Origin of the sequence: Nonomuraea basaltis (assembly GCF_005893125.1) — a bacterium.
Classification (GTDB): domain Bacteria; phylum Actinomycetota; class Actinomycetes; order Streptosporangiales; family Streptosporangiaceae; genus Nonomuraea; species Nonomuraea basaltis.
Genome location: NZ_VCJS01000329.1, coordinates 1 through 10671 on the forward strand (window position 1 = coordinate 1; position 10671 = coordinate 10671).

Genomic DNA, 10671 nt, shown 5'->3' on the forward strand with positions numbered 1-10671 from the left:
CCGGCGCCACGCCTCCATGCTCCCGCCGCCAAGCCTTCACCCAGTTATGCAGGGTGGTGTCGTGGATGTCCAACTCCCGGGCGACATGCGACACCGGACGATCCCCATCCAGCACCATGCGGACGGCCTCATCCTTGAACGCCTGCGAGTACGGGCCCTTACGTCGTGCCAACTACTGCTTCCTTCCGGTCACCCCCAACCCTAGTTGGGGAGCTGTCCGGAAGATCTAGGGCCCCTCACTTCGCGGAGGTGGTGGCGGGTGATCGCCCAGTGTTCCAGGTGTGGCCGGAGCGCCCCGAAGTAGACATAGAGGGTGGAAGGTGACCGGGGCCGGGTGCGGGCGTCGCCGTCCAGGAGCACCAGCAGCCAGGCTCTGACGTCGGCGGCGAACCCGGCGGGCAACGCGCTGGTGCGCGTCTCGATCCAGCACCGAATCGCAGCGGTGGTGTCGTCGACGAGAAGGTCCATCTCGGTCAGGACCTCGACGATCCGGAGCTTGGAGTTGAACCGCGGTGTCCTTGTCCGAATTTCGCTCAGCAGGACCGGTTCATCCGGTGGGCGCCCGGCCAGCAGGTCCGTCAGACCGTCCATCGCGAACCTGATCGTCGCAGGGGACCAGCCGTGAGCCGCAGCAAGATGCCGGGTAAGGATGGCCGCGCTGTGCAGTCGCTCGTCGTCCGCCGTCAGGGCGGGGTGCTGCCAGCGGGGCGGCTGCGGAGCTCCGGTTCTTTGCCGTTCGAAGCGGGCGGCGTCACTGCACTTGCGACGGCAGTACTGCTTGTCGCGGCGGCTCCCGTCTGGGAGCGGCCCACCGCAGTGCAGGCAGCTCATCGAGGAGGCAGAGATCGGCCAGAACGGGGGCGCGGGGTGATGGCGCGGGGCTGCCCGACAGCGGCGGACTGATCATCGCTCCCAGGCTTAGGTGCAGCAGTCGTCTCTGGTTCGGGTTGCAGGAGTTCCTCGATGCCGCAGCCGAGCACGGCGCAGATCACATCCAGTTCGTCCAGGCGGACGCTGTTGGGCTGGCCGGACCACAGGCCCGACATCTTGCCCGCGCTGATGGTCATGCCGCGGCCGGCGAGCAGGCGCTGCAGCTCACTGGCCTTCCAGATGCCGCGGTTGGCCGCGGCCAGGCGCAGGTTCCACTTCATCGCTGCTGCGCTCCTCGATGGTGCGACGGGATGTCGGGCTGCGGTTCGATCACCTGATCCTGCAGGCCGGCCGCGCGCAGCACCGCGGCGGCGACCAAGGCGATGTTGGTGCGGTCCAGCCCGGTCAGCGCGTCGGACAGGTCGACCGGGATGGCGCCGGCGATGCTCCTTGCGATCAGCAGCATCCGCCGCTCGCCGCCGTTGCACGGCAGTCGCCCGGCGGTCAGGGCCGCGATCGCCTCCTGCCAGTCGATGAACGCCCGCGCGCTGGCCACGCTGTCGTCGATGGTGATGAACGCGTCGGTGAAGTCGGCCCGGCGCAGCCAGTACTCATGGTCGATGAGCAGTTCGACGCCGGCCTGAAGGTAGGTCAGCTCGCAGGCTCCCAGGCTCAGGGCGCACGCCAGGTCATGCCGGATCCAGTAGTCACCGGCTGGGCCGGCGGTATGGTCGGTCATCACTCCAGTCCCTTCCAGCGGTCGGCAGCCTGCTGCTGGCTGCGCACCCAGGCATCCTCGACATGGGTGCGGTGAACATGGACATAGCGGGCGGTCGTGCCGGTCCAGGCGTGACCGAGGAGTTCCTGGATGGCCAGCAGGCTCATCCCCCCAGATAGAGCTGGGAGGCGCAGAAATGGCGCAGCACGTGGGGCGTGAGCTGGTCCGCCCAGGTCGGAAGGTATCTTTCAGCGGCTTCGGCCAGCGAGCGGCGGAACACATCAGCCGTCGCGCGCCCGCACGAGCAGTCGGTGTTCTTGCGCTCGGAAGGAAACATCGGAGCGCCGGGCCGGGTGTGATCGCCGTCGAACAAACCCCACACGTCCTGGATGAACCAACGCAGGTTGACGTCGGCGCCGTTGATCAGCGGCACCAGTCGGGGCTTGGGCCCGCGGCGGCGTGAGCCCTTGCCGTGGCGGACGTTCAGCTTGCCGAACCGGCCCAGCTCCCACCGGGCATCGTCCAGGTCCAGCATCCGTGCCTCATTGATCCGCAGTCCCACGTCGGCGACCAGCCGCGCGACCGCATAGTTGCGGGCGGCCGGAGCGAACTTGCGGCAGGTGAGCAGGCCCTCGCGCCATCCGGCGAACAACTGCTCGATCTCCGCCTCCGACGGCGGGATCCGCAGCAGCGGGTCGACCGAGGCTTTGGGCCTGTTCATCTCATCGAGCGGGCACTCGATCACGTGGCCGGTGATGTTGTGCAACTCGATACGGTGCCGCAACTCGAGGAACTGGAAGTAGACCGTCAGCGCGGCCGCCCGACCGGTGCGGGTGGAGGGCTTGGCGTCGCGCAGGACCTTGCCGAAGTAGGCATCGGCGTCGCTCGGCTGCATCTCCCACAGCGGCCGGCCGAACCAGGTCCGGATCAGCTCCAGATGGTTGGTGTCGTTGCGGATGGTGCTGTCGGCCAGCCCGGCCGAGGCGCGCGCGAGCACGAACCCTGCCAGCACATCGGTCTCGAAATCGGCGAGTTCCTCCGCGCTCGCCGGGGCTCGGTGCTCGCGCAGATCCCGTACGACTGCCAGCGTCAACCCGCACCTCCCGACTTCACTCCAGCCGCCATTCCGTCACTCCAGTGACAGTTGTTTCACAGAGAGTGAAGCTACTTCAGGTGACCGTGATCCATCCGGCAAACCCGAGAAGACCCAGCTCGCAGGCCAGGGAAGGGGAAGTCGAGGGAGATCCAACGAGCTCAACTCAAGAACTATTGCTTATCAAGCGGCTGACCAGCTACTTCGCTCAAGAACGCTAGATAGCAATGGAATACACGTTCGAGGCAACATGGTGTGAAGATCAGCCAACGTGCCACACGTGAAAGAAAAGATCATCTCGCTCTGACCTGCGAGAAGAGGCCGAGAACCCAAGATAACGATCGACCTGGCCTTTCTCGCTACTTTGCGGCCGGTGACGCCGACCCGAGTGGAGGGCCGAGTGGGCGGCAGCGAGTATGTGGTCTCCGTAACCTGCAGGACTCCCTGCTGTGGCGTGACCAGCGTCGACGACGCATTGCTGGTCACCTGCTGGGCGTGATGAGGCCGTAGTGGCCGTCATAACGGTGATAGACGAGGTTGCCCCGTCCGGTACCGGTGTCGGCGAAGAAGATGAACGGCGAACCGATGGTTTCCAGACGTTCCACCGCTTCCCGGATCGAGAGGACGGGTGCCGGTGCAGAGCTGAGGGTGAGCGGGATCGACACCGGTCCCAGCCGGTCGGGCGCGGGGTCGACCTGCGCCAGCCGGTACCCGTCTCCGCTGTGATAGATGACGCTGTCCTGGCGGGTCTCCGCCTCGGTGAACAGATGGAAGTCGTAGTCGAGCTGTTCCATGTCGAAGGCCGCCTCATCCGGCGTGGCCCAGGCCAGCTCGTACGTCTTGTGCCGGACGATCTCCCGCTCCCCCTCGGGCCGCGGGAAGTAGGGCAGAGGACGACGGTGCGGGCTGGAATGCCGCCACTCGTGGTCGGCGTCCTCCGGGCGTTGCCCGCGCAGGTCCTCCCAGTCCTGGCTGGTACGGCGCAGCCGGACCCGGAGCCGGTCGCCGAGCAGCCGGATGGCCTGGTGCACGGACTCGGCGACCGCTTGGGCGCGGATGAGCCTCCCGCTGACGTCGAGGTTCGCCTGCGCGGTGCAGGGCCGGGCCACGGCCGGATCGGCCGAGGCGCTGAGCTTGACCCGGGCAAAGAGCACCGGCTCGTGGGCGACCGCAGTCGATGCCGCCACCACCTCGCGGGCGGCCTCGGCTGAACTGGGCGAGATGGCGCCGCGCGTTTCCACCTGCACCTGGACGGGGTCAAGAGCGACAGGGGCGTGTCGACGGCTCATGTCGTGTCACCTCCGCTCCTGACGAGGTCGGCGGCGAGCAGCAGCTCGTGGGCTAGCCGCGCGGCCAGCTCGGGGTGCATCTGCCCAGGCTCCTCCATCGGCCCGGCCTCCAGGCCGCGGGCGAGGGCCAGACTGGCCTCGGCCAACGCTTGGATCTGCTTCTCGGCTATGCTGACCCGGGCCTTGAGAAGGTTCAGTTCGGCCTCGAGCGGAGGTGCCTGCTCGGCTGCAGGAACCACATCGGGCTTGGGCTCAGACATCTGACGCACCTCCCAGGAAGCGTTCTCCCTTCCCACCCTTCCCCAGGGCCGGCAGTAGTGTCACAGGGACTTACGTCCTTCGACGGCAGGTCCATGGCCCCATTGACAGGGGACAGTTCCGGTGCCGCAGGTCTCCGGCATTCTTGGGGTCGACACGCACGGGGACCTGTATCGCCAAGCCGTGAACCCGGGCCTCGGTTAAGGATCGGAACGTCAGGCCGATCACCCGTGAGCTCGGCGTTGGCCGGACACTCCGCCGGGCATTGGAAGCGGACGTCCCGCCCACTGCACAGCCGCGACCAGCACCCAGCGGCTGTCGCCGATCGCCGGTAAGTACGTCGGCAAGGACGACCCGGTGATGATCGTCCGCTGCCAGTCCGGGTTGCCCGCCGTGGGCGAGGTGCTGGAGCCCTTCACCTTCGCCTCCGGGGGTGGCCGTCTGCATGCGTGGCTCCCACCATGCCCCGCTCATGACCGTCTCCAGCGGGCACGCGCACCCGTCCCGGTTCGACGGCCCGCCGCGCGTGGTCGCGCTCGGCTTCCAGATCCATGACGGCAAGCTGATCGGCCCGCGTGACCTGTTCGCCGATCCGGCCTTCGACCGGGCGCGCGAGCAGGCGAACGAGGCCATGGACTACCTGCGCAGGCACGGCCCGTTCGAGCCGCACCGGCTGCCCTTGGAGGACCTGGAGTACACCACCATGACCGTCCTCACCAAATGACTCGCCAGCCGCTGGACCCCGATGACAACCGAACTCGCCACAGCCGGAACGAGCCGGAGGTGAGCGAATCGGGAGCTCGTCTCGACCTGGATGAGACGCTGTCTCCGGCATAGGGCGCTCATGCAAGGGCAAGGGATCCGAAGGTCGTGACGGGAACCGTTCCTGGCTTCGTCTGCGGCCCCGCAGGCTACCCCTAGCGTGGCGTGAGACAGGCGGGGCTGTCGGGGAATCTTCCGTGTGAATCACCAATGTGCGAGGTGGCCGCCATGACAATGCCGATCATCGTCGGCGTGGACGGATCAGCGCCCTCGCTGCAGGCCGCGAGCTGGGCCGGACAAGAGGCCGCCCTCCGCGGCGCTCCGCTGCGGATGATGTACGCGGTCCCCAGGTGGGCTCACAATGTGCCGCTCGTCCCCCCGCCCCGCACCTGGGGACCAGGGACGGAGGCCGCCGCCAGGGAAATGCTCGACAACGCCGCCGTCCACGCCCGGGCGGGCCGGCCGCAGCTGAGCATCACCACCGACATCATCGCCGGCCGACCGGCGGACGCGCTGGTCGGCGCGGCCAAAGAGGCGCAACTCCTGGTCGTAGGAAACCGCGGCCGTGGCGGCTTCACCGAGCTGCTCTTGGGCTCGGTCAGCCATGACGTCGTGGCCAGAGCACCGTGTCCGGTGGCCGTCATCCGGCAGACGCACGCAGGCGACCGCGGCGAGATCGTCGTGGGCATCACCGGAAAACCCCGCCAAGGCTCCCTCCTGGACTTCGCCTTCCGCGAGGCCGCACTGCGCCACGCCACCTTGCGGGCGGTCCACGCCTGGGTGCATCCCACCACGAGATGGCCGGGCGACCCACAGCCTCTCGTCTACGACATCGGCGAAGTGGGCCAGGAGGAGGCGATCCTGCTCGCCGAGGTCATCGCCGGCTGGCGGGAGAAGTACCCGGACGTATCGCTCATCCCACAGGTCATGCACGCGCATCCGGCACTAGCACTGATCGACGCCTCGGCCGAGACCGATCTCGTCATCATCGGGGCGCACAGCGGAGCACCGGCCCTGCTCGGCATGGGCAGCGTCACACATGCCATGGTCCACCATGCACGCGTCCCCGTCATCGTGGTCCGGCCCTGACCGCTGTCTGAACGACCCCCTCGCCAAGGCGACCCGCGCGCAGAACGGCTTGGCCTCGACGATCTTCTTGACTCCGGATGAACCTCATGTGCGGCCGTTTCTAGTGTCTGGAACGGCATGACCGTTCGGGCGGTGAACCGGCGCCGTGCTGGGCCGGCTCGACCGGACACGTGCCTGCCTGGCCTGCGCGGCTGTGGCGTGGTTCTCTTTCTGGAACGCCTCATAGATGTCGATCAGCATATGGCGCTGTCGCCTGGTGATGCTGAGGTCAGCCTTGATCGCAGCCAGCGTACGCCTGCCCGCTCCGAAAGGCTTACTTGGTGCCCGCGTGTCCCATCCCTGGGCTGAGCTGCGCAGAGCGGCGGCGAGGCCGGTCAAGAACGTGGCGCTCAGCGTGTGCCGGACACGCTCGATCGACGTCGGGGAGGGGTTGGCCATGAAGCCGACGAACCGGCTCAACAAGATCATCACCAGCTTCCACTGCTGGCGCGTGAACTCGCCGATCAAGGTGATGGTGGACAAGGCCATAGCTCCCATGCTTGGCAGATGCGGTAGCTGTTGCGATGGACGCAACACCGGTGGAACGTGTCGATCGGGCAACCCAGAGGCAGGTCGCCTGGCGGCCAAGGCTCGTAGGGGGCCGCCCGCAGGATGGCGATGGGCCTCATCTGTTGGGTGGAGCCGCGCTGATCGACGCCAGCGTGGAGTCGCGTTCCAGATCGACGGTCAAGTCGCCCAGGGACAACACGCCCACCGGCCGCCCGCGATCGAGCACGGGCAGCCGGCGCACCGCATGCAGGCGCATCAACTCCACGGCGTACCACTCCCCATCGTCCGGAGCGACCGTGACGAGCTCCCGGCTGCAGATGTCACCGGCCGAGACGAGCTCAGGCGACAGGCCGCGCGCGATCGCCCGCACCACGATGTCCCGGTCGGTCAGCACCCCGAACAGCCGCCCGTCCTCCATGACGAAGACGTCACCGATGTCGTACTCGCGCATCTCCCGAGCCGCGGCCACCAGCGTGGAATCGGCGCTCACCATCACGACGTCCCTCGTCATCACGTCCCGAACGTGGCGTGTCATAGCAGATCCTCAGCCGGCGACAGCACTCGTGGATGAGAGGCCAGCACATGCCCCAGCCGGTCGGCATGCGGCGTCCGCACCGGCGCTCTCGCCTCGACAGTGCCCCGCGGACAGGCACGGAAGTCACATCCGCCGCCGATTTTGTGGCCTAAGGCAGATCTCTCAATCTTCCGGAAGGCCAGCGTTCGGGCATGTTTCCCCCGGGGGAGCCAAGAGAGTGCCCGAAATATTCACGCCCGGATGTCAACGGAAGAGTGACATGGTCAACGGTGGCGGCCCCATGCAGGAACCCGTGGACATCGCATAAGGCGGGATTCGTCCGACCTCGTCGACGCCTTGGAGTTGCTTGCCCTCATGCTGACCTCCCACTCGCGCTGACCGCGCCAGAACACTTTCCGGCAGGGGTCCGCCAGGGTCGCCAACACATAGCACGTTGAGCCGACGGCCGTTGACAATCAGTCGTGACGGTGTCATGTCGAGTAAAGGACGGTGGCTTCGGTTGGCGGTGTCACGGCCGCGCCGGGGACGGCCTCCCCCCGAGTCCCGTCCCCGGCTGTGGCGACGCCTCGGGCTAGGTGCCGAGGCTCCGGCGAGGTGGGTCAGCATTTCTCGCCGGGGGCGGCCTCCCGGTTGGCGTGCCTTGGAGGCCGCAGTAGTCATCATGCGGGTGTCGATGGTCGATGTGGAGCATCCCGAGGCGCTCGCGGCGGACACTTGTCCACTCTTGACCTCCGGGGCGGCTTCCTTTGGGCCCATGCAGGGTGAACGTGTGGAGTCCTCGCAGGTCACGCGTAGCGTGGGGGGAGAAGGTAAGGATCGTCTACCTGCCGGGTGATCGTGATGCCCCTGTCAGCGCGGGTGACGCAGCACCCCGATCGCATCATCGTAGCTCTGGACGGTGAGCTGGAGCTCTGCTCGGTTCCCTGCCTGCTGGACGCTGTGAGCGAGGCACTGGCGGGGGAGCAGCACAACCTGCTGGTGGATGCGGCCGGATTGACTTTCTGTGACTCTGAGGGGCTGGAAGCACTGCTGAAGGCCCAGCGCAAGGTCACCGGCGCGGGCGGCACCATGGAACTGGCTCACGTGCACGGCAGGGTCCGCCGCGTCCTGGAAATCACGGGATTGACCCGTGCTTTCACCATACGCCGAAACGATCTAAAGATCCTTAAGAAGCATTATGAGTAATGGAGTGACTACGGAGGGTAGGTTTACGGCGTTCCGGCTAGGAAAGGACGATCATGGAACAGCAGCAGGCCCAGCAGGTCGAGCAGCAGTTGCGGCAGAGGTGGCAACAGGTCAAATATCGGATCCTCGACCAGTTCGCCGAGGTTTGCACGTCCGATCTGGACTTCGCCCGCAACGTTGGCGATCTCGTTCAGCGGATCGCGGACAAGACCCACCACAGCGAGCGGTACGTTGAGACGCGGCTGATGGAACTCGTCGGCGTCGGGGGCGCCCCGACGGCACCGCAGGGACAGCCGTTCGGCGTTGCCCTGGGGCAGCCGGGCGAACAGATCGGACAGCAGGGGCGTTTGGGGCAGTAACGGTGCGAGCGCGTCCAGGATGAGACGATGAGCTGGTCAGGCGATGGAGATCCGATCCGTAACGGAACATGCGCCTGGCCAGCTCATCACACAGGGCGTGCCGGGGGCGGTGCCGGGGACGGTCTTCCCCCGAGTTCCGTCCCCGGCTGTGGCGACGCCTAGCCAGTTCCTCTGGAAAGGATGAGAAGAGCCGTGTAACGGGCGACTGTTACGCACGGTTCCGTGGGAGCCCAGGGCTGCGATGCCCTGGGCCACCCGACGGTCTGTTGGTTGGTGAACCTCTGCTCGACAAGCACGAGCCCGTTTCGACATGGGTAGCCAATACCCGCCGCGCCGTCCTGATTGAGCGGTCAGTGGGTGTCAATGAGCTTGCTCAACAGGTTCGTCAGCTGCTGGCGCTCGTTCTGCGAGAGCGGCGCGAGCACCTGCTCTTGGATCTCGTCGACCACACGGTCGAGCGCTTGCAGTTGCTTGTGACCAGCCGGGGTGATCGAGATGATGTTGCGACGCCGGTTGTTGGGGTTGACTGTGCGTTGGATCAGTCCGAGTTGCTCTAGGTCGCCCAGGAGGGCAACGACGTCGCTGCGGTCGACGCTCGTGCTGCGTCCCAGGTCCGCCTGGCCGATTGGGCCCCATTCCTCGATCGCGGCGAGCAGGCGGTAGTGGTAGCTACGAAGTCCGGTGCCGCTGGCCGCGAAGCCGTCGTTCAACAGCCCGTGCGAGCGGTTGTAGGCGCGACTGATCAGCCAGGTCGGCAGGTTCCGGATCCGGGATGGTGCAGAAACATGTGGAGGCTGCTGTTCAGGCACGGGTCCTAGGGTAGCCCTTGTTGGTGACACCAACATGCATTATGTTGGCGCCACCAACATATAGCAAGTTGAGACCACGACAAGGAGCCATCATGCTCACCCTGCCTGTCGAAGCCGGCAGCGCCGCCGCGAACCCTCCCGTGCGCATCCTGGTGATCGGACGAACCGAGAGCGTGTTATCCGAGCTGATAATGATCCTGCGGGAAAAGGGCTACGCCGCGGGAGCCACAAACGAGTTCGATCACACCCTTGACCTGTTCGATATCAGGCAGCTCGACCTCGTCGTCTTCGGAGGAATGGTGCCGCCGGACACCAAGGACCAGCTCCGAGAGCAGATCTCGACCCGAAACCCGTCCGTGGTCTTCGTCCAAGGCTACGCAGGCATTCCCGGCCTGGTCGCAGAGCAGGTGGAGGCCGCCCTCGGCGACAGCACAACCAGGCCCGCTTCCTCGGTTGCGTACGACGCTCAGTCCCGGTCGATCGGCATATCCCTGGAAGGACCACAGGACGTCGCCATCATCGTCTGGTGGCACACCTCCTTCGTGCCCCCGGAACCGAAAAGCACCTCACAGGTCATTCTGGACGGGCGGCTCCTCGCAGGCACACACGCCATCGCGATCCCGCATGCGGTGCCCCATCAGGCATCATTCGCCACCGTGTCTATCGGTGGGTCGGTCCACGCATTCATCGTCGGACCCATGCCGAGCGGGACGACCATGGCCCGCTGAACACAAGAGCATTTTCCGGTTATGGACTCGGTCAAGCTGTCTTCTTCATGGCTGGGCGGCGGCGAGCTGGGGTGCTGGTGCGGCCCTTGGGACGTCCCGGGCCGGTTTGGAGGGTTTCCGGGGCGGGCGCAGCAGAAGGACTCGCCGCGACGGCGAGGCCGTCCCGGACGGCCGCCGTTACCCGGTCCGCGCGGCGGTGGGTCGCGATACACCAGCCGGTCGTTGCGGATGCGGACCAGCCGCTCGACGTCGCGGCTACTACGAGGGCGGGCCGATCGAGCGGGTGACGGTGGTCGAAGGGCAGGCCTGGGTCACGGTGCCGGGACGATCCGAGACCGTGCCCGCGTGCGTGGTGCTCGACGGGGCCGCGGAGGTCCGCGTCGAGGGCTGCCGGTTCACCAAGCTAGGGGCGACGGGGCTGGGGCTG

Annotated in this window: 15 protein-coding genes and 2 pseudogenes; 6 read left to right on the forward strand and 11 right to left on the reverse strand. The window is 66.7% G+C overall.

Going from position 1 to position 10671, the window contains the following annotated elements:
* From EJK15_RS78230 to EJK15_RS63640, 8 genes are all read right to left on the reverse strand, one after another.
* Positions 1 to 172, reverse strand: a 172-nt coding sequence (locus EJK15_RS78230) for a transposase (RefSeq protein WP_138718588.1), incomplete at its 3' end; no start/stop codon positions are given.
* A gap of 29 nt (positions 173 to 201) precedes the next feature.
* The gene (locus tag EJK15_RS72185) at positions 202 to 591 is read right to left on the reverse strand and encodes a hypothetical protein (protein ID WP_171075313.1); all 390 of its coding nucleotides are present in this window, start codon (positions 589 to 591) and stop codon (positions 202 to 204) included.
* Positions 592 to 827: 236 nt separating this feature from the next.
* Entirely contained in the window at positions 828 to 1151 is a 324-nt protein-coding gene (locus EJK15_RS63620) for a helix-turn-helix domain-containing protein (RefSeq protein WP_138719975.1), read from the reverse strand.
* A complete protein-coding gene (locus EJK15_RS63625) occupies positions 1148 to 1609 on the reverse strand; it encodes a hypothetical protein (protein WP_138719976.1) in 462 nt (153 codons plus the stop codon). The genes EJK15_RS63620 and EJK15_RS63625 overlap by 4 nt, the downstream gene beginning before the upstream one ends.
* Positions 1609 to 1755 carry a hypothetical protein gene (locus EJK15_RS73830; protein ID WP_206062108.1) on the reverse strand — a complete coding sequence of 49 codons (147 nt, stop codon included), beginning with the start codon at positions 1753 to 1755 and terminating at the stop codon, positions 1609 to 1611. Before EJK15_RS73830 ends, EJK15_RS63625 begins: the two co-directional genes overlap by 1 nt.
* Positions 1752 to 2681 (reverse strand): tyrosine-type recombinase/integrase, encoded by a 930-nt coding sequence (locus EJK15_RS63630; RefSeq protein WP_206062110.1) that lies wholly within the window; start codon positions 2679 to 2681, stop codon positions 1752 to 1754. Before EJK15_RS63630 ends, EJK15_RS73830 begins: the two co-directional genes overlap by 4 nt.
* Positions 2682 to 3163: 482 nt before the next feature.
* Complete coding sequence (locus EJK15_RS63635) at positions 3164 to 3970, reverse strand: HPF/RaiA family ribosome-associated protein (protein ID WP_138719977.1); 807 nt, start codon at positions 3968 to 3970, stop codon at positions 3164 to 3166.
* Positions 3967 to 4230, reverse strand: a complete 264-nt coding sequence (locus EJK15_RS63640) for a hypothetical protein (protein WP_138719978.1) — start codon at positions 4228 to 4230, stop codon at positions 3967 to 3969. Before EJK15_RS63640 ends, EJK15_RS63635 begins: the two co-directional genes overlap by 4 nt.
* A 262-nt stretch (positions 4231 to 4492) precedes the next feature.
* Between EJK15_RS63640 and EJK15_RS78520 the strand changes: the two are divergent.
* The 3 genes and pseudogenes from EJK15_RS78520 to EJK15_RS63650 form a co-directional block, all read left to right on the forward strand.
* Positions 4493 to 4627 (forward strand): annotated as a pseudogene (locus EJK15_RS78520) (fructose 1,6-bisphosphatase); the annotation flags it as partial.
* 25 nt (positions 4628 to 4652) lie between these two features.
* Positions 4653 to 4952: pseudogene (locus tag EJK15_RS75830) on the forward strand (fructose 1,6-bisphosphatase); the annotation flags it as partial.
* A 266-nt stretch (positions 4953 to 5218) separates the two neighbouring features.
* On the forward strand, positions 5219 to 6079 hold the full coding sequence (locus tag EJK15_RS63650) for a universal stress protein (protein WP_171075314.1): 861 nt from the start codon (positions 5219 to 5221) through the stop codon (positions 6077 to 6079).
* 84 nt (positions 6080 to 6163) lie between these two features.
* Here the strand turns inward: EJK15_RS63650 and EJK15_RS63655 are convergent, their stop codons facing one another.
* Positions 6164 to 6601 carry a transcriptional regulator gene (locus tag EJK15_RS63655; protein WP_138719980.1) on the reverse strand — a complete coding sequence of 146 codons (438 nt, stop codon included), beginning with the start codon at positions 6599 to 6601 and terminating at the stop codon, positions 6164 to 6166.
* Positions 6602 to 6743: 142 nt separating this feature from the next.
* Positions 6744 to 7163, reverse strand: coding sequence for a CBS domain-containing protein (locus EJK15_RS63660; protein WP_138719981.1), 420 nt, complete (start codon positions 7161 to 7163; stop codon positions 6744 to 6746).
* Positions 7164 to 8003: 840 nt separating this feature from the next.
* Between EJK15_RS63660 and EJK15_RS63665 the strand changes: the two genes are divergently transcribed.
* Together EJK15_RS63665 and EJK15_RS63670 are read left to right on the forward strand one after the other, a co-directional pair.
* Positions 8004 to 8348: an STAS domain-containing protein gene (locus EJK15_RS63665; RefSeq protein ID WP_240778008.1), complete on the forward strand. Its 345-nt coding sequence runs from the start codon at positions 8004 to 8006 to the stop codon at positions 8346 to 8348.
* Between the two features lie 53 nt (positions 8349 to 8401).
* Positions 8402 to 8707 carry a hypothetical protein gene (locus tag EJK15_RS63670; protein WP_138719983.1) on the forward strand — a complete coding sequence of 102 codons (306 nt, stop codon included), beginning with the start codon at positions 8402 to 8404 and terminating at the stop codon, positions 8705 to 8707.
* Between the two features lie 350 nt (positions 8708 to 9057).
* Here EJK15_RS63670 and EJK15_RS63675 read toward each other — a convergent pair whose 3' ends face one another.
* Complete coding sequence (locus tag EJK15_RS63675) at positions 9058 to 9516, reverse strand: MarR family winged helix-turn-helix transcriptional regulator (protein WP_240778007.1); 459 nt, start codon at positions 9514 to 9516, stop codon at positions 9058 to 9060.
* 92 nt (positions 9517 to 9608) lie between these two features.
* On the opposite strand from EJK15_RS63675, the gene EJK15_RS63680 reads away from it, so the two are divergent.
* Positions 9609 to 10244: a hypothetical protein gene (locus tag EJK15_RS63680; protein WP_138719985.1), complete on the forward strand. Its 636-nt coding sequence runs from the start codon at positions 9609 to 9611 to the stop codon at positions 10242 to 10244.
* Positions 10245 to 10671 lie beyond the last annotated feature (427 nt).